The 17,280-nt window shown below is 71.2% G+C and carries 16 protein-coding genes; 1 reads left to right on the top strand and 15 read right to left on the bottom strand.

Annotated features, from left to right (window positions below; genetic code table 11):
* Positions 1–2: 2 nt before the first annotated feature.
* A complete protein-coding gene (locus IEZ25_RS04940) occupies positions 3–614 on the top strand; it encodes an alpha-ketoglutarate-dependent dioxygenase AlkB (protein ID WP_318152051.1) in 612 nt (203 codons plus the stop codon).
* Positions 615–618: 4 nt separating this feature from the next.
* Here IEZ25_RS04940 and IEZ25_RS04935 read toward each other — a convergent pair whose 3' ends face one another.
* From IEZ25_RS04935 to IEZ25_RS04865, 15 genes are all read right to left on the bottom strand, one after another.
* Entirely contained in the window at positions 619–1,317 is a 699-nt protein-coding gene (locus IEZ25_RS04935) for an SRPBCC family protein (RefSeq protein ID WP_191198304.1), read from the bottom strand.
* Positions 1,318–1,321: 4 nt separating this feature from the next.
* On the bottom strand, positions 1,322–2,167 hold the full coding sequence (locus IEZ25_RS22115; RefSeq protein ID WP_191198303.1) for an FAD binding domain-containing protein: 846 nt from the start codon (positions 2,165–2,167) through the stop codon (positions 1,322–1,324).
* Positions 2,164–4,659: a xanthine dehydrogenase family protein molybdopterin-binding subunit gene (locus IEZ25_RS04925; RefSeq protein ID WP_191198302.1), complete on the bottom strand. Its 2,496-nt coding sequence runs from the start codon at positions 4,657–4,659 to the stop codon at positions 2,164–2,166. Before IEZ25_RS04925 ends, IEZ25_RS22115 begins: the two co-directional genes overlap by 4 nt.
* Complete coding sequence (locus IEZ25_RS04920; RefSeq protein WP_191198301.1) at positions 4,656–5,129, bottom strand: (2Fe-2S)-binding protein; 474 nt, start codon at positions 5,127–5,129, stop codon at positions 4,656–4,658. Before IEZ25_RS04920 ends, IEZ25_RS04925 begins: the two co-directional genes overlap by 4 nt.
* Positions 5,130–5,222: 93 nt before the next feature.
* The gene (locus tag IEZ25_RS04915; protein ID WP_191198300.1) at positions 5,223–6,284 is read right to left on the bottom strand and encodes a ScyD/ScyE family protein; all 1,062 of its coding nucleotides are present in this window, start codon (positions 6,282–6,284) and stop codon (positions 5,223–5,225) included.
* Positions 6,285–6,397: 113 nt separating this feature from the next.
* The gene (locus tag IEZ25_RS04910; RefSeq protein ID WP_191198299.1) at positions 6,398–7,624 is read right to left on the bottom strand and encodes a transcriptional regulator; all 1,227 of its coding nucleotides are present in this window, start codon (positions 7,622–7,624) and stop codon (positions 6,398–6,400) included.
* Between the two features lie 71 nt (positions 7,625–7,695).
* Entirely contained in the window at positions 7,696–8,829 is a 1,134-nt protein-coding gene (locus IEZ25_RS04905; protein WP_191198298.1) for an XdhC family protein, read from the bottom strand.
* On the bottom strand, positions 8,822–9,958 hold the full coding sequence (locus tag IEZ25_RS04900; RefSeq protein WP_191198297.1) for a vWA domain-containing protein: 1,137 nt from the start codon (positions 9,956–9,958) through the stop codon (positions 8,822–8,824). Before IEZ25_RS04900 ends, IEZ25_RS04905 begins: the two co-directional genes overlap by 8 nt.
* The gene (locus IEZ25_RS04895; protein ID WP_191198296.1) at positions 9,955–10,833 is read right to left on the bottom strand and encodes an AAA family ATPase; all 879 of its coding nucleotides are present in this window, start codon (positions 10,831–10,833) and stop codon (positions 9,955–9,957) included. Before IEZ25_RS04895 ends, IEZ25_RS04900 begins: the two co-directional genes overlap by 4 nt.
* A gap of 55 nt (positions 10,834–10,888) precedes the next feature.
* Complete coding sequence (locus IEZ25_RS04890) at positions 10,889–11,440, bottom strand: nucleotidyltransferase family protein (protein WP_191198295.1); 552 nt, start codon at positions 11,438–11,440, stop codon at positions 10,889–10,891.
* The gene (locus tag IEZ25_RS04885; RefSeq protein ID WP_191198294.1) at positions 11,437–11,925 is read right to left on the bottom strand and encodes a hypothetical protein; all 489 of its coding nucleotides are present in this window, start codon (positions 11,923–11,925) and stop codon (positions 11,437–11,439) included. Before IEZ25_RS04885 ends, IEZ25_RS04890 begins: the two co-directional genes overlap by 4 nt.
* 123 nt (positions 11,926–12,048) lie before the next feature.
* Complete coding sequence (locus IEZ25_RS04880) at positions 12,049–12,696, bottom strand: hypothetical protein (protein WP_191198293.1); 648 nt, start codon at positions 12,694–12,696, stop codon at positions 12,049–12,051.
* 93 nt (positions 12,697–12,789) lie between these two features.
* The gene (gene groL / locus IEZ25_RS04875) at positions 12,790–14,421 is read right to left on the bottom strand and encodes a chaperonin GroEL (protein WP_191198292.1); all 1,632 of its coding nucleotides are present in this window, start codon (positions 14,419–14,421) and stop codon (positions 12,790–12,792) included.
* A gap of 237 nt (positions 14,422–14,658) precedes the next feature.
* Positions 14,659–16,506: a pilus assembly protein TadG-related protein gene (locus IEZ25_RS04870; RefSeq protein ID WP_191198291.1), complete on the bottom strand. Its 1,848-nt coding sequence runs from the start codon at positions 16,504–16,506 to the stop codon at positions 14,659–14,661.
* Entirely contained in the window at positions 16,493–17,161 is a 669-nt protein-coding gene (locus IEZ25_RS04865) for a TadE/TadG family type IV pilus assembly protein (protein ID WP_318152050.1), read from the bottom strand. Before IEZ25_RS04865 ends, IEZ25_RS04870 begins: the two co-directional genes overlap by 14 nt.
* Positions 17,162–17,280 lie beyond the last annotated feature (119 nt).

The raw sequence follows: 17,280 nt of genomic DNA, 5'->3' as shown, positions 1-17,280 counted from the left end.
CCGTGGACTTCCAGACGTCACTCTTCGCCGAGCTGACCACCGGTTCGGCGCCGCTCGCGCCCGAGCGTCGTCGGCTCTCCCACGGCGCCTGGATCGAGGTGCAGCGCAGCTGGCTGACCGACCCCGACGCCGTGTTCTCCGCGCTGGTCGAGCAGGTGCCGTGGCGCTCCGAGCGCCGCGCGATGTACGACAGCGTGGTCGACGTCCCGCGGCTGGTGCACACCTACCTCGCCGACGATCCCCTGCCCCACCCGTCGCTCGTGCGGGCGCGCGCCGACCTCACCACGCACTACCTCCCCGAGCTCGGCGAGCCGTTCGTGACGGCCGGCTGTTGCTACTACCGCGACGGTCGCGACTCCGTCGCGTGGCACGGCGACACCATCGGCAGGGGGCGGACCGCCGACACGATGGTGGCCATCGTCAGCGTGGGCGATCCCCGGCGACTGCTGCTGCGCCCGCGTGGCGGTGGCGCGTCGATCGCCCTGACGATGGGGCACGGCGACCTGGTCGTGATGGGCGGGTCGTGCCAGCGCACGTGGGAGCACGCCGTGCCCAAGGTCGCCCACGCCGGTCCTCGCATCTCGGTGCAGTTCCGGCCGCAGGGCGTGTTCTGAGGCCCTACCTGCTCGAGCGCCGCAGCACCCGTCGGAGGACCGCCAGGCCGGCGATCGCCGCGACGGCGTGCTTCCAGTAGGACCTCAGCAGCACCGGCAGCACCGCACTCCCGAGGTCGAGCGCCTCCGCCTCGCGTGACGGAGGGAGCGGAGGCGTCGGGCGAGCGCCAGGCGACGGAGACGGGGCTGGCGCCTGCTCGGGGGGTGGCGCAGTCACCGCCTCCGCCGCGGTCCCGGGGTCGGCCGGCTGCTCGGGGGCGGGAGCCGTGAGTCGCTGCTCGAGGCAGGTGACGAACTGGCCCAGGAGCTTGTCGGAGACGTCCTGCATCACCCCGCGCCCGAACTGGGCGGGCTTGCCGGTGATGGCCAGGTCGGTCTCGACGGCGACGTCGGTGGAGCCGGCCGCGTCGGTCATCGTGACCGTGACCTTCGCGCCGGCCGTGCCGTTGCCGCGCTTGTCCTTGCCCTTCGCGTCCACCACGAAGCGGTGCGCCGCCGCGTCCTTCTCGACGAAGGTGCCGGTGCCGTTGTAGAGCAGGGCGATCGGCCCGAGCTTGACCTTGACCGAGCCGGCGAACGACTCCTCGTCGGCCTCGGTGACCTGGGCGCCCGGGAAGCACTCGGCGACGGATGCGATGTCGTTGAAGTGCTCCCAGGTCTCCTCGACGCCGATCGGGACGGTGAAGCGGTGGCTCAGCTCCACGTGGCTACGCTCCTGCGGCCTTCAGCACGGCCCGGCCGGTCAGCACCCTTGCCAGGTGTTGGCGGTAGTCGGCCGCGCCGTTGAGGTCCGAGGGCGGACTGGTGCCCTCCGCGGCGAGCTCCGCCGCAGCGCGTACGCCGTCCTCGGTCGCGCTCGCGCCGGCCAGGGCCTCCTCGGTCGCCGAGGCTCGCAGCGGGGTGGAGCCCATGTTGGTCAGGCCCACCCGAGCCTCGTCGATGGATCCCCTCACGGTGGCGGCGACCGCGACGATGGGCCACTGGTGGGCGACCCGCACGAACTTCTCGTAGTGCGCTCCCCACCCGGTGTGCTTGGGGACCCGCACCTCGGTCAGGATCTCGTCCTCGCCGATCGCGGTCTCGAAGAGGTCGACGAAGAAGTCCGCGGCCTCCACGGTGCGCGTGCCGGCGGCACCGGCGATGACGAACTGAGCCCCCAGCGCCAACGCCGGGGCACCGAGGTCGCCCGCGGGATCGGCGTGGGCCAGCGCGCCGCCGAACGTGCCGCGGTGCCGGATCTGCGCGTCCGCCACCTCGGCGGCCGCCTTCGAGAGCAGCAGGGCGTGCTGGTGGACGAGCTCGTGGTCGCGGACGTCGTGGTGGGTGGTCATCGCACCGATCACGATGGCGTCACCGTCGTCGCGGATGCCCCGCAGCGAGCTGATCCCACCGAGGTCGATGACCACCTCGGGCGCGTTGAGCCGCATCCGCAGGACAGGGAGCAGACTCTGCCCGCCGGCCATGATCTTGGCCTCGTCACCGTGCTCACCGAGCGCGGACACCGCCTCCTCGACCGACGTCGGGGCGAGGTAGTCGAACTTCACCGGGATCACTGGCCCGCTCCTTCGTCCTGGTTGAGTGCGCCGTCCGCGCCGGCACTGTTGGCTTCGCCGTCGGCGAAGTGGGGGGCGGCGTCCGGCGGGGTCTCCGTCGCTCCCCCGGCCTTCGAGCCCTGGATCGCACGCCACACCCGCTCCGGGGTGCAGGGCATCTGGATGTCGTCGATCCCGAGGTGGCGTACGGCGTCGACGACCGCGTTCACGACCGCCGGCGTGGACGCGATGGTGCCGGCCTCGCCGACTCCCTTGGTGCCCAGCGTGTTGGTGGTGCAGACGCTCGGGTCGTCGGTGTGGACGACGTCGAAGGAGATGGTGTCGGCCGCCGTGGGCAGCAGGTAGTCGACGAACGATCCGCTGACCAGCGTGCCGGCCTCGTCGTGCACCGCCTCCTCCCACAGCGCCTGCGCGATGCCCTGGACCAGCCCGCCGTGGACCTGGCCGGCCACGATGAGCGGGTTGATGATCACGCCGATGTCGTCGCAGCAGGTGTACTTCCGCATCTTCACCGCACCGGTCTCGGTGTCGACCTCCATCGCACACAGGTGGGTGCCGTGGGGGTAGTTGAAGTTCACCGGGTCGTACGTCGCCTCGGCGTCCAGGCTCGGCTCCATGTCCTCGGGGTAGCTGTGCGCCGCGAAGGCGGCCGTCGAGAGCTCCTGGATCGCGATCCCCTGGTCGGTGCCGGCGACGGTGAACCGGCCGTCGTTGTACTCGAGGTCGTCCTCGCTGGCCTCGAGCAGGTGCGCCGCGAGGTGCTTGGCCTTGTCGATGACCTTGTCGACCGCCCGCACGAGCGCCTCCCCGCCGACGACGAGCGAGCGCGAGCCGTAGGTGTCGAGACCCTTGTGGGCGATCTGGGTGTCGCCGTGCAGCACCTCGACGTCCTCGAAGGGCACGCCGAGCCGGTCCGCGACGATCTGGCTGAACGCCGTCTCGTGGCCCTGGCCGTGGGCGCTCGCGCCGGTGACGATCTCGACCTTCCCGGTGGCCAGCATCCGCACGCTGGCGTGCTCCCAGCCGCCGGCGCCGTAGTCGAGGCTGCCGAGCACCCGGCTGGGCGCCAGGCCGCACATCTCGGTGAAGGTCGAGACCCCGATCCCCAGCTGCACCCGGTCCCCGCGGTCGCGGCGCTCCTTCTGCTCGGCGCGCAGCGCGTCGTAGCCGAAGGACTCCTTCGCCAGCCTGGTCGCGGCCTCGTAGTTGCCGGTGTCGTACTCCAGACCGGCCACGGTCATGAAGGGGAACTCCTCGTGCGTGATCCAGTTGCGCTCGCGGATCTCGAGGGGGTCCACGCCGACCTCGGCGGCCAGCTCGTCCATGATCCGCTCGATGGCGTAGGTCGCCTCGGGCCGGCCGGCCCCCCGGTAGGCATCGGTGAAGGTGGTGTTGGTCAGCACCGTCTGGCACTCGAAGCGGTAGGCGGGGAACTTGTAGATCGCGTTGAACATGAAGGCACCGAGGACGGGCACGCCACCGCCGACGACGGCGATGTACGCACCCAGGTCGGCGTCGAGGTGCACCTTGAAGCCGGTGACCTTGCCGTCCTTGTCGGCAGCGAGCGTGAGCGTCTGCACCTGGTCACGACCGTGATGGGCGGCCATCAGGCTCTCGCTGCGGGTCTCGGTGTACTTCACCGGCCGGGAGAGCCGGCGCGCCACCGCCCAGGCGATCCACTCCTCCGGAGTGGTCTGCAGCTTGCCTCCGAAGCCACCACCGACATCGGGGGCGATCACCCGGATCTTGGACTCGGGCACACCGGTCGTCGCTGCGAGCGCGAATCTCAGGATGTGCGGGATCTGCGTGGCCGACCACATGGTGATCTGCTCGCCGGTGGGGTCGACCACGACGCTGCGCGGCTCCATGAAGGCGGGGATGAGCCGCTGCTGGCGGTACTCGCGCTCGATGAGGATGCCGTTGGTGCGGGCCTCCTCGATGGCCGCCTCCACGTCGCTCCCGGTGCCGGCCTCGGCGGAGTCGAAGACCCAGAGGGCGGACTTGTTCGTGCCGAGGTCGGGGTGCGCCAACACCTCGTCCTTCAGCGCGTTCTTGATGCCGATCGCGGCCGGCAGCTCGTCGTACTCCACGTCGACCAGCTCGGCCGCGTCGCGCGCCTCGGCAGCGCTGCGGGCGACCACCACGGCGACGACCTCGCCGGCGAAGGCGACCCGGTCGGCGGGCATCGGAGAGTGGGTCGGCGTCTTCTGGTCGGGGGTGATCGGCCAGGCGTTGATGCAGACGCCGAGCTCGTCGCCGAAGTCCTTGCCGGACAGCACCGCGACCACGTTGGGGGACGCCTTGGCGGCCTCGACGTCGACGGAGGCGATGGCGGCGTGGGCGAAGGGACTGCGCACCATCGCCAGGTGCAGCATGCCCGGCAGGGTGATGTTGTCGGTCCACCGGGTGCGACCGGTGATCAGCCGCTGGTCCTCCTTGCGCCGCCGGTCCTTGCCGATCTCGGCCGCGGGGCGGTCCTGGGTCGCAGTCATGCCTTGGCTCCTTCGGCCGCGTGGAGCACGCTCTTGACGATGTTGTGGTAGCCGGTGCAGCGGCAGAGGTTGCCCTCCATGCCGAGCCGGACCTCCTCCTCCGTGGGGTCGGGGTTCTCCCCCAGCAGGTCGACGGCCTGCATGATCATCCCCGGGGTGCAGAACCCGCACTGGAGGCCATGGCACTCGCGGAACGCCTCCTGCACCGGGTGGAGCTCGCCGTCGGCGGTGTCGGCCAGACCCTCGATCGTGGTCACCGTGCGGCCGTTGGCCTGCACGGCGAGCACGTTGCACGACTTGACGCTCGTGCCGTCGAGGTGGACGGTGCACGCCCCGCAGTTGGAGGTGTCGCAGCCGATCACCGTGCCGGTCTTGCCGAGCTTCTCGCGGAGGTACTGCACGAGCAGCATCCGCGGCTCGACCTCGTCGGAGACCGCGGATCCGTCCACGGTGAGTTCGATCTTCGTCATGCGTCGCCTCCGGGCGTGTGAGGTGGATCACTCGATGCCGACGCTAGGCGTGCGTGGTTGGCGGGTGGTTGCCTCCCACGCCCGGAGGGGATCTCAGTACTGCAGCACCTCGCCCTTCGGCTTCTGCGACAGCACGTCGGCCGACACGAGGAGGTGGCCGCCGGCCCACTCGACGGCGGCCGGCATCGTCACCATGGCGTAGGGCTTGGCCTGGTCCGAGCCGGCCTTGATGCGCGAGACCTGGCCGCCGAAGAGCTGGGCGACGTAGACGTCACCGTTGTCGGCGAGCGCCACACCCGTGGCACCGGCGAAGCCCGACGCGACGGTGCGGACCTTCCCGGTCCTCGCCTTGACCTTCACGACCATGCCGTTCGCGCCCGCGCTGCCGTCCTCAGGCCCACCGGGGAGCATGCTGACGTAGAGCCAGCCACCCTTCCCCACCTCGACGTCGGTCGGCACCGCCTCGAAGTTGTAGGCGTGGCCGACCGAGCAGGCCGGCAGCTTGTTGGCGGCGGCGATCTCCGCGGTCACGACCACCGGCACCGGCGCCAGCACCGCGACCGTCGAGACCTTGCCCTTGCCGTTGACGGCGAGGATCGTGTTGCCGGCGGCGTCGGCGACGTACGTCGTGCCGCGGTGGACCGCAGAGCCGTAGGGGTGCGACTCCACGATGCCGGTGTAGGCCCCGGGGACCTCCTTCGGGATCTCGGCCAGGCAGGTCGCGTCGAGGTCGGTGAACCCGTAGGCCTGGTCGGCGTCGGGGTTCTTCTTCTGCTCGTAGGCACCGAGGTCGGCCTGCTTCATCGGCCGTCCACCCGGACGCATCGACCACAGGAGGGCCTTCTTGCCCTTCGTGGTCGCGAAGTGGACGGTGCCGCGTGACTCGGACACGGCTCCGACCTCGGTCTTCCTGGGGGCGGCGAAGACGACCTTCGGCCTGCCTCCCGGCGGGACCGCGGTGAGCAGGCCGGCGAAGTTCTGACTGACGTAGGCGGTGCCGTCGCCGGCCACCACCATGCTGAGCGGCGAGACCAGCTTCTTCGCCACCGTCACGGGTTCGGGGGCGGTGGCGGCTCCCGCGGCGGCACTGCCCATCAGGCTGCCCGCCAGCAGGACGACTGCGCCTGCCGTGACCCCACTTCGTGTCGTGACCATGCGTCGTTCTCCCTCGTTCGTGGCCACGTCCTCCCGGCGCGGCACCTCGTCGCAGCATCTGCCCGGCGCCCGCGAGGCGCCAGACCCGACGACGAATTCGCGAACTGGTCTGGTCAGGTGCGGCCGGCGGCGAGCTTGCCCTTGAGGAGCGGCGCTACCGGGTGGTGCACCGGCAGCGCGGCCAGGCACGCCTCGAGCACCGCAGTGTCGTACGGCGCCAGCTCGCTGTAGCGGAGCACGGCGTCCGGGTCGGGGTCGGCCAGCAGCGCCTCGCGCACGCTCACCGCGAGGTAGTCGCCCATCTGGACCAGCTCGGGCGAGTCCGTGCCGGGCAGGAGGTCGCCGCCGTAGGCCCGCACCGCCGCGCGCACGTCGCCGCGCCGCAGCAGCCGCTGCACCTCCTCCACGTCGGTGCTCACCGGCATGGTCAGCCGGTAGGGGCGCGAGGAGAGCTGGCCCGCCAGGGCCGCCCGGAGGTGGGAGACCTCGGCCTTGAGCGTCGAGGTGGTGACCGCGGCGTCGCCGTAGAGCAGCGCGTGCAGGTGCTCCACGGACAGGCCGGCCGGATGGATCGCGAGCAGCGCGAGGATCTCGGTCTGCCTCCGGTTGAGCAGCAACCGCTGGCCGTCGAGCCACACCTCCGCCGTGCCGAGCAGGGTCAGCACGAGGCCGGGCTCGTCCGGCCCGACGTCGTCGGCGAAGGTCGTACGCCGCCCCGTGGGCAGCGCGCCCTCGATCAGCCGCGCCATCACGCGCGCGGTGGCCAGGCCGATGGGGTGGGTCCGGTCCCAGGTCGTCGACAGGTCGATCACCCCGAGCGAGCGTCCGGTGACGGGGTCGAAGACCGGCGCGGCCCAGCACACCCAGTTGTGCACGACCTCGGCGTAGTGCTCGGCACTGAAGACCATCGACGGCGCCGAGGTGCGACCGGCGATCGCCAGCGCGTTGGTGCCGACGCTCTTCTCGTCCCAGCGCCCGCCCGGAACGAAGTTCACCGTCTCGGCCTTGCGGCGCATCACCCGCCCCCCGTAGGTCCACAGGATGCGGGTCTGCTCGTCGGTGACCGCGATGACGAGGTCACCGTCCTCGGCGGTGCGGCGCAGCTCCTCCTGGACCCGCTCGACCGCGGTCTGCAGCGGCGAGGCGTTCCAGAAGTCGGCCGTGTCGCCCTCGTCGGCGAGCGGCGCGCGGGTCACGTCCGGCGAGACCACGCCGGAGAGCTGCCAGCTGCGCAGGATCTCGGGCCGGACCGCGTCCGCCCCGTCGTCACCGTCGGCGACGACGCGCGTCCAGGCGCGCACGGCGTCCACACGCCGGCTGTGCAGGTCATCGCGTCTCATGGCGGCCCCCCAGAGGTCCGCGGCCAACCTAGCCCGAGTGTGACGCTGACAACAGGGTGGGCGGGGAGTCGTCAGTCGTCGTGGTGGATGCGACCCCGCGTCGCGGCGAGCCGCTCCCCCGACCCACCCCACTGCCGCGCGACGATCTCCGCCGCGATCGACACGGCCGTCTCCTCGGGCGTGCGGGCGCCGAGGTCGAGCCCGATGGGCGAGGAGAGGAGCTCGAGCTCGCCGCTCGAGAGCCCCGCCTCGAGCAGCCGGGACATCCGCTCGTCGTGCGTGCGTCGCGAGCCCATCGCGCCGATGTATCCGGGGCGTACGTCGTCGTCGAGCCGCAGGGCGACCTCGAGCAGCGGGACGTCGAACTTGGGGTCGTGGGTCAGCACGGCGAGGACGGTCCGGCGGTCGATGCGGCCCGCGTCGACCTCGGCCTGCAGGTAGCGGTGCGGCCAGTCGACGACCACCTCGTCGGCGCCCGGGAAGCGCGACGCGGTGGCGAAGACCGGTCGGGCGTCGCACACGGTGACCTGGTAGCCGAGGAACGAGCCGACCCTGGCCACCGCGGCGGCGAAGTCGATCGCGCCGAAGACGAGCATCCGGGGCTTGGGCGCGAAGCCCCAGACGAACACCCGCATGCCCTCTCCGCGCCGCTCACCGTCGGGCCCGTAGGTCAGGGTCGCGTTGGTGCCGACGGCCAGGAGACCGAGGGCGTCGTCGCGGACGGCGGCGTCGGCGCGGGCCGAGCCGATGCCCCCCTGGGGCTCGGCGTCAGGGCGGACCACCATCCGTCGACCGACCCACGCAGCGTCGGGGTGCTCGATCACGGTGGCCAGCGCGACGGGCCGGCCCTCCTCGATGTCGCGGGCGACGTCGCCGAGCTCGGGGAACGTCTCGCGGGAGACCTGCTCGACGAAGACGTCGAGGATGCCGCCGCAGGTGAGGCCGACGGCGAAGGCGTCGTCGTCGGAGACGCCGTAGCGCTCGAGGACGGGTGCGCCCGAGTCGAGGACCGACTGGGCGAGGTCGTAGACCGCCCCCTCGACGCATCCCCCGGAGACCGAGCCGACGGCCGACTCGTCCGGCCCGACGAGCATCGACGCGCCCGGCGGGCGTGGCGCCGACCGGAAGGTGGCCACCACCGTGCCGACGCCGATCGTCTCGCCGGCCTCCCACCACGTCATCAGCTCGGGCAGCACGTCACGCACGGGAGATCACCTCCGTCAGGTCGGCGAAGGTCGCGAGCGAGTGACCGGCGAGGAAGTCGTCGCAGTGCGGCAGTGCGGCCACCACCCCGGCCTGCAGCGGCGCGTAGCCCTCCTTGCCGCGGTGCGGGTTGACCCAGATCACCCGGTGCGAGATCCGCTGGAGCCGGGCCATCTGCTCGCCGAGGACATCGGTGTCGCCACGCTCCCAGCCGTCGCTGAAGACGACCACCACCGAGCCGCGGGCCATCCCCCGCTGGCCCCACCGGTCCAGGAACACCCGCAGCGTCTCGCCGAGCCGGGTCCCGCCCGACCAGTCGGGGACGACCTCGCCCGCGGCCACGATCGCGCGGTCGGCGTCGGGCGAGCGGAGGGCGCGGGTGACGTGCGTCAGACGGGTGCCGACCGTGAACGTCTCGACGGACCCGCCGGTGGCCCGCGCCGACTGGGTGAGCCGGTGGGCCAGCCGCAGCAGTGCATCGGCGTACGCACTCATCGAGCCGCTCACGTCGACGAGCAGCACCACGCGACGGGGGCGGGTGCCGCGCCGGCGCCAGGCGATCTCGGCGGGCTCACCGAGGTGCCGGAGGGAGCGGCGCAGGGTCCGTGCGGCGTCCACCTCACCGCGGTGCGACCTGCGGTGACGAGACGTGCGGCGGGTGGGCGGGCTCAGCGACAGGCGGGCGAACATGCCGGCCAGGCGGCGCCGCTCGCCGCTGTCGAGGGTGGCCACGTCACGGTGTCGCAGCACCTCGGCCGCGGACGCCATCGCCCGGACGACGTCCTCCTCGCCCTCGCCCGAACCACCGGTCGTCTCGGACTCCGGCAGGAGATGGGCGGTCTGCGGCCGGCTGTGCTCGCGGAGCTGCGCGCGCGGGAGCCCGTCGCGTGTGTCGAACCAGGACGCGAAGACCTGGTCGTAGCGGGCGAGGTCGTCTGGCGAGCCGCACAGCGTGGCGCGACCGGCCCAGTAGGTCGCCTGGCGGTCATCGACCCCCACAGCGGCCACCGCGACCAGGAACCCCTGCGAGCGGTCCTGGGTGACGGCCACACCGGCCGCACGCAGTGCCCGGGTGAAGCCGAGCAGCACCTCGTCCACCCCCCGGTCGAGCGGCAGGTCCGGGCCGGTCATGTCGACATCATGCGGTCGAGGGCGGCCTTGACCCGGTCCGCGTCCTCGCGATACTTCAGCAGCGCGCCGAGGGTGGCGGCGGCCGAGGCGAGGTCGAGCTCCGCCGTGCCGAGGTAGGTGAGGGCGCGCGCCCAGTCGAGGGTCTCCGCGACGCCGGGAGCCTTGAGCAGGTCGTCGCGCGTGCGCAGCTGCTGGACCAGGCCGACCACCTGGCGGGCGAGCGCCTCGCCCACCTCGGGCGCGCGCGTGCGGACGATCTCGACCTCGCGCTCGAGCCCGGGGTGGTCGATCCAGTGGTAGAGGCAGCGGCGCTTGAGGGCGTCGTGGAGCTCGCGGGTGCGGTTGGAGGTGAGCACCACGAGCGGCGGCTCCGGGGCGGTCACCGTGCCGTACTCCGGGATGGTGACCTGCCACGTGGAGAGCACCTCGAGCAGGAAGGCCTCGAACTCGTCGTCGGCGCGGTCGACCTCGTCGACCAGCAGCACGGCCGGCGCCTGGCGGAGAGCGGCGAGCACCGGACGCGAGAGCAGGAAGCGCTCGTCGTAGAGGCTCTTCTCGGCCTCGTCGGAGTCCACGGCGCCGGCCGCCTCGAGCGCGCGCAGGTGCAGGATCTGACGAGGGAAGTCCCAGTCGTAGAGGGCCTGGCTGGCGTCGATGCCCTCGTAGCACTGGAGTCGCACCAGCGGCAGGCCGAGGCTCTGCGCGAGTGCCTCGGCGAGCGCGGTCTTGCCGGTCCCGGGCTCACCCTCGAGCAGCAGCGGCCGCTGCATCCGTGCGGCGAGGAACACGACGGTGGCCAGGTCGTCGTCCGCGAGGTAGCCGGTCGCGCCCAGCCGTGCCGCCACGTCGCGGGCGGAGTCCAGTCCATCGACCATGCGCTCAGGCTACGACCCACCACGTTGGTCGCACGTTGGGGCCGATGGCCGAACTTCAGCGGGCGTCGACGTCAACACCTGTGGCGAGGTCACCGCACTCCACCAGCGCCACCTCGTGACCCGCGAGGTAGTCGCGGGCGCCGCGGTCGCCGATCGCGGTGTCGACGACACCCGCCCAGTGGTCACGGCCGATCAGGACCGGGTGCCCCGGCACGCCGTCGTACGCCGCTCGGGCGAGGTCGCCGGGACCGGCCACGGTGCCCACGAGGCGGGCCACGACGTGTGCGTCGACGTCCGGGAGGTCCACCAGCGAGACGAGTGCGGCATCGTGGTCGGTGGACGCCAGTGCGCGGAGGCCGGCGCGCAGGGAGGCCCCCATCCCCTCGGCCCAGTCGTGGGCCCTGATCCTCGACACCGACATCGGCACCAGGGCCGCCGCACGCTCGGCCTCGGCGCCGAGCACGACCACGATCTCTGCGCAGGGACGCAGCGCCTGGATCGAGCGCAGCAACCAGGACGTGCCGTCGTCGTCACAGGCCAGGGCCTTGGGGCCGCCGAACCGCTCCCCGGCGCCGGCGGCGAGGAGCAGCCCGACGACCGAGGTCACAGCGAGAAGGCCTGCGTGTACATCGCCTCGAGCTCGGGAGACTTCTCGGCGGTGAAGCCGCACAGCGTGACCCGGTCGCCCGTGGCGCTGACGAGATAGGTCTTGCCCTGCTCGAAGTCGACGGCCATCAGGAGGTCCTGCATGTCCTGGCTGGGCGCCTCGACGGTCACCGTGGTCGCCTCGTCCCCGGCGTACCACTGGTCGACCTGGAGGGTCACCGTGCCGCCCTCGATGCTGGTGACCGTGCCCTGGAAGGCCGTGTCGAAGCCGGCCAGCACCTCGGCCGACGGCACGGCGCACTTCGCGGTGCTCGTGCCGTCGGCGACCAGGGCCAGCGTGCCGCCGGCGGCCGGGGACTCCGTGCCGGGCGGGGTCGTCGGAGCCGAGGTCACCTCGGAGCCGCCGGGGCTGTCGGCCGCCTCGTCGGACCCGCCACAGGCAGCGAGGCCGGCCAGTGCGGCGAGGAGGACAGGGACGGCGAGCATGCGACGGACTCGGGTTGCGGGTCGGCTGGTGTTCACGATTCCTCCTGGTGGGACCGGGCCGGTGCGTTCACCGTGCCACATGCGTTGGACGACAGGTGACGGAGCGGCGTTCCGCGTCGTGGGTCACACTCGGCCCCCTCCCGCCGCGTCCTCCTCTTCCTCCTGCTCGACCTTGCGCTTGAGACGACCGATCCCGGGCACCTTGCCCAGGATCTCGTTGAGCTCGCGCGAGACGGTGAGCAGCTCGCTGAGGTCCGGGGCCACCGAGCCCAGGGTCCGGAGCACGGGCAGGACGTCGCGCTCGACCTGCTCGGTGAGGGCGGGCAGGTGGTCCACGAGCGTGACCAGCGCCGCCACCTCGTCGGGGTGCGTGGTGTCCGCCAGCGTCTGGAGGGTCGGCTGCAGCGCGGTGAGTGGCGGCTCGAGCATGTCGAGCAGCGCGGCGGTCCGGGCCACCTGGACGCCTGAGTCGTCGACCACGGTCGCCACCCGATCCACCTGCAGCGTCGAGGCGTCGACCACCGTCGCCACCCGATCCACCTGCAGGGCCGAGGCGTCGACGACGACGCCCACCCGGACCACCTCCGCGGCAGCGTCGGCGACGACCGCGTCGATCCGGTCGACCGTGCCGGCGACCCGCTCGAGCATGACCTCCGCCTGGTCCAGCAGGGCCAGGAGGCGGGGCACCGCGCCGACGAGGGCCTCGAGCTGGTCCCCTCCGCGTTCGAGGGCGGACAGGACGTCACGAGGACCGGGCACGGGAAGGCGCATGCGCTATTCCTACCCGCTGCCCGAAACGCCCAGCAGGGCCCCCGCCGGAGCGGAGGCCCTGCTGGTGGAGCTGGTGGAACGAGGTGCGGTGGATCAGAAGTCCATGCCGCCCATGCCGCCCATGTCGCCGCCGCCGGGCATGGCGGGCGCCTTCTCGGGCTTGTCGGCCACGACGGCCTCGGTGGTGAGGAACAGCGCGGCGATCGACGCGGCGTTCTGCAGCGCGGAGCGGGTGACCTTGGCCGGGTCGATGATGCCCTCGGCGATCATGTCGACGTAGTCACCGGTCGCGGCGTTGAGACCGTGACCGGCCTCCAGGTTCGCGACCTTCTCCGCCACGACGCCGCCCTCGAGGCCGGCGTTGATGGCGATCTGCTTGAGCGGTGCCGAGGTGGCGACGCGGACGATGTTCGCGCCGGTGGCCTCGTCGCCCGACAGGTCGAGCTTGTCGAACGCGGTGGCAGCCGCCTGGACGAGAGCCACGCCGCCGCCGGCGACGATGCCCTCCTCGACCGCAGCCTTGGCGTTGCGGACGGCGTCCTCGATGCGGTGCTTGCGCTCCTTGAGCTCGACCTCGGTGGCCGCGCCGACCTTGATGACGGCCACGCCGCCGGCGAGCTTGGCGAGGCGCTCCTGGAGCTTCTCGCGGTCGTAGTCGGAGTCCGACTTGTCGATCTCGGCGCGGATCTGGTTGACCCGACCCTCGATCTGGCCGTTGTCGCCGGCACCCTCGACGATGGTGGTCTCGTCCTTGGTGATGACGACCTTGCGGGCCTGGCCGAGCAGCTCCAGGCCGGCCGACTCCAGCTTGAGGCCGACCTCCTCGGAGATGACCTGGCCACCGGTGAGGATGGCGATGTCCTGAAGCATGGCCTTGCGACGGTCACCGAAGCCCGGCGCCTTGACGGCGACGGAGCGGAAGGTGCCCTTGATCTTGTTGACGACCAGGGTCGACAGCGCCTCGCCGTCGACGTCCTCGGCGATGATCAGCAGCGGCTTGCCGGACTGCATGACCTTCTCCAGCAGCGGCAGCAGGTCCTTGACCGTCGACACCTTGGAGTTCGCGATGAGGATGTAGGGGTCCTCCAGCACGGCCTCCATGCGCTCGAGGTCGGTGGCGAAGTAGGCCGAGATGTAGCCCTTGTCGAACCGCATGCCCTCGGTCAGCTCGAGGTCCAGCCCGAAGGTGTTGGACTCCTCGACGGTGATGACGCCTTCCTTGCCGACCTTGTCCATCGCCTCGGCGATGATCTCGCCGACGGTGGTGTCAGCAGCGGAGATCGACGCCGTCGACGCGATCTGCTCCTTGGTCTCGACGTCCTTGGCCATGGCGAGCAGCTGCTCGGACACAGCGGTGACGGCGGCCTCGATGCCGCGCTTGAGACCCATCGGGTTGGCGCCGGCGGCCACGTTGCGCAGGCCCTCGCGGACCATCGCCTGGGCCAGCACGGTGGCCGTCGTCGTGCCGTCGCCGGCGACGTCGTCGGTCTTCTTGGCGACCTCCTTGACCAGCTCGGCGCCGATCTTCTCGTAGGGGTCCTCCAGCTCGATCTCCTTGGCGATCGAGACGCCGTCGTTGGTGATCGTGGGGGCGCCCCACTTCTTCTCCAGGACGACGTTGCGGCCCTTGGGGCCGAGGGTGACCTTGACGGCGTCGGCGAGGGTGTTCATGCCCCGCTCGAGGCCGCGGCGGGCCTCCTCGTTGAAAGCAATCAGCTTGGCCATATCGCGTGCGATTCCTATCGACGTGAGTCTGTGTGTCGACTCCGGGCGGGCTGCCCGCGACGGACGGTCCGTTCGGCCGGCGATCCATTCACGGCGGCTTGTGCGGACCTCAGCGTCACCCAGGTCGTTGTCACTCTCGTGACGAGAGTGCCAGCCTCATGTTTAGCACTCGACCCCCGAGAGTGCAAACGCCGCCCCGGGGAGCCCGGGGCGGCGTCTGCCATAGGTCGATCGGGGCTACTCGATGAGACGGACGGGCTCTCCGACGATCCGGGCGGTCCACGTGGTGGCGTCGGTCACCGTCGAGTTGGGGAAGTTGATGGTGACCCGCCACCAGCATCCGCCCGTCGAGGTGATCTGGCAGGTGTAGCTGCTCGGGATGGGGACGCGCACCGTCTGTGTCTTGCCGTTGTTGGTCGCGGAGGTCACGTTGGGGACCTTGCAGTTGGCCAGGGTGCCGACGTGCACGCCCTCGCCCTTGCAGTTGGCCACTGCCGTGGGCGAGATGTTGGAGTCGGCCGGTGCCAGCACCTGAACGCTGCCGGACGTCGTGTTGGCCGCCTCGCCGACGTCGTAGTAGGTGATGACCAGGGTCTTGCTGGCCGCCGCCGGCGCCACCCGCACCAGGTTGAAGGTCGTGGTGGCGGAGTCCGCGTTGGCGTAGATGCGCATGCGCTCCCATGATGCCACCGACACGGCGCCCGACGGGGCCCCGGAGATGGCACGGATGGCGAACATGTTGTTGCCGTTGCCCTTCACGCTGAGGTCGTCACCGGTCTGGTTGACGACCGCCATGTTGCCCATCACGGCTCCCGTCGAGTCCAGGGAGTACGACGTCGGGAGCGCGACGTTGGTCCGGACCTGGAGGTAGTAGTCGCCTGCCTTCGTGGGCGTGAAGGTGCAGAAGTCGACCCACTGGCGGTAGACCTTGGCGATCTCCGGCCGGTAGGTCGAGGAGGTGCCGGTCCGCAGGTTGTTCGTGGTGAGGGCGCCGGAACCAGAGGTGTTGCTGTAGCCGGGGTACTGCTTGACGCAACCCGCACTGTGCACCGGTGCGGCGTACGGGTTGAGCGTGTCGACCGGCGTGCGCAGGGCGAACGAGGTGATGGTCGGCACCTCGGTGGTCGTACTGGTGTTGTTGGCCGTGGGGAACCGCTTGCCGCTGTTGTCGGAGTCGCCTGTGCAGAAGGCGGTCGCGCCGTTCTGGTAGCGGGTGCTGGCGTCCGTGGTCGCGTAGGGGTAGGCCGAGTTCGTCGTCGCGTTGATGGAGCTGCTCACCGGGCCGGCGTTGCAGGACCCCGAACCGGTGTCGACGTAGGCGGGGTCGAAGATCTGCAGCCTGACGGACTGGTTCACGGCTGCCGGGGTGATGCGAACCAGGTAGACGTAGCCGCGGGCGTCGAACTCGTTGTTGAGTGCGCCGACTGCGGACGACGCACAGTCGATCTCGACACCGCTGCACTTGCGCGCCTCGAACTGGGAGCCCTGGTCCTTGAAGGTCTCCGGGCCTGCCATGGCTCCCCAGAACTGAGGGTTGGTCGAGCACGTGGCGTAGGTGACGGGCTTGAGCGTGCTGCCGACGGGGGTCAGGATTGACGAGCCGGGGGGCTCGTTCCCGAAGGTGTTGCACGGGCTCCCGAGGGGCGCCGGGCCGTTGAAGTCGGCGACGGCGCTGCGCGACAGGGTCGAGTCCGGGATGCCGAGGGAGCGGCCGAAGGCGTTCTTGATAGTGGAGGAGACCGTGACCTTCAGCTGGGTCGGCTTGTCCCCCACCGCCACTGCGACCGCGCTCGTGCCCGAGTTGCGGAATCCGTTGTCCTCGGCGATCTCGATGGCCCTCGCCTTCGCGGCGGCGAAGTCGTCGGGCATGTAGGTGACACCGGCCGTGGCGGCAGCGTCCGCGGCCGCCTGGACGCGCTGGATCTGGACGTACATCCGGGCCAGGTCGACCGTGATGGCGCTCAGCGGCAGTGCGACCACGGCGAAGAACAACGCCACCACCAGGGCGATCGCCCCGACCTCGTCGCGTCCAGGCAGCCGGCGGGCGAGAGCCCGGGCACGACGTCCCACGTCAGCTGTGCGCATTGGGGGTCCCCGGCTTGCAGCGGTCCTGCTCCAGCGGCTCGAACTTCATCACCGTGCGTTCCGTCATGACCTTGTTGCCGCCCATCAGCCCCTTGATGAGACCGGTCATCCAGTTGTGGTCGGCTCGTAAGGCGACCCCCACGGACTCGGACTGGTTCACGCACGCATTGACCGATGCCGACGACCACGACCCGCTCGCGAAGCGGAACCTGCCCTTGCCGCCGTTGAGGCCGGCGTCCCAGACGTACTTCACGCAGTCGCCCGTGCAGTTGTCGGGCACCTTGCCGCCCGCGCCGATCGGGAAGCCGTCGGCGTCGGCCTTGTAGATCATCACCCACTGGATGTCGCGCGAGTTCATGGCCATGCCCGCGGTCTGCATGGTGTCGGCAGCGGCCTGGGCGAAGGCGGGTGCGTTCGCCGGCGTGCACGGAGGGGGGTTGGCACTCGCGAGGCAGGTCCCGGGGCCAGCGTCGGCGGCGGCGGAAGCCGCGCGGGCACCACCGCGCACGCTGCTGCTCATGGACACGTAGTCCTTCATGTAGAGGCCCAGCTCGACGGTTCCGAGGAGCAGCATCAGCAGCAACGGCAGCACGAGGGCGAACTCGACCGCAGCCGCGCCCCGCTCGTCGCCTCGACGACGTCGCCACTTCAGCACTGGTGATACCTCCCCGCGTGCGACGTCACCCGATGCGACGCCAACTGTGCGTCCCCGGCCGGTGCCGGAAACACATCGGGCCGCACCCCCAGTGCGGCCGAACTGCGGGAACGGTATCG

It is taken from the genome of Nocardioides hwasunensis, assembly GCF_014779665.1.
GTDB classification, from domain to species: Bacteria; Actinomycetota; Actinomycetes; order Propionibacteriales; family Nocardioidaceae; genus Nocardioides; species Nocardioides hwasunensis.
Note: the sequence above shows the minus strand (reverse complement) of the source record. Positions and strands in the feature narration are given on the sequence as shown.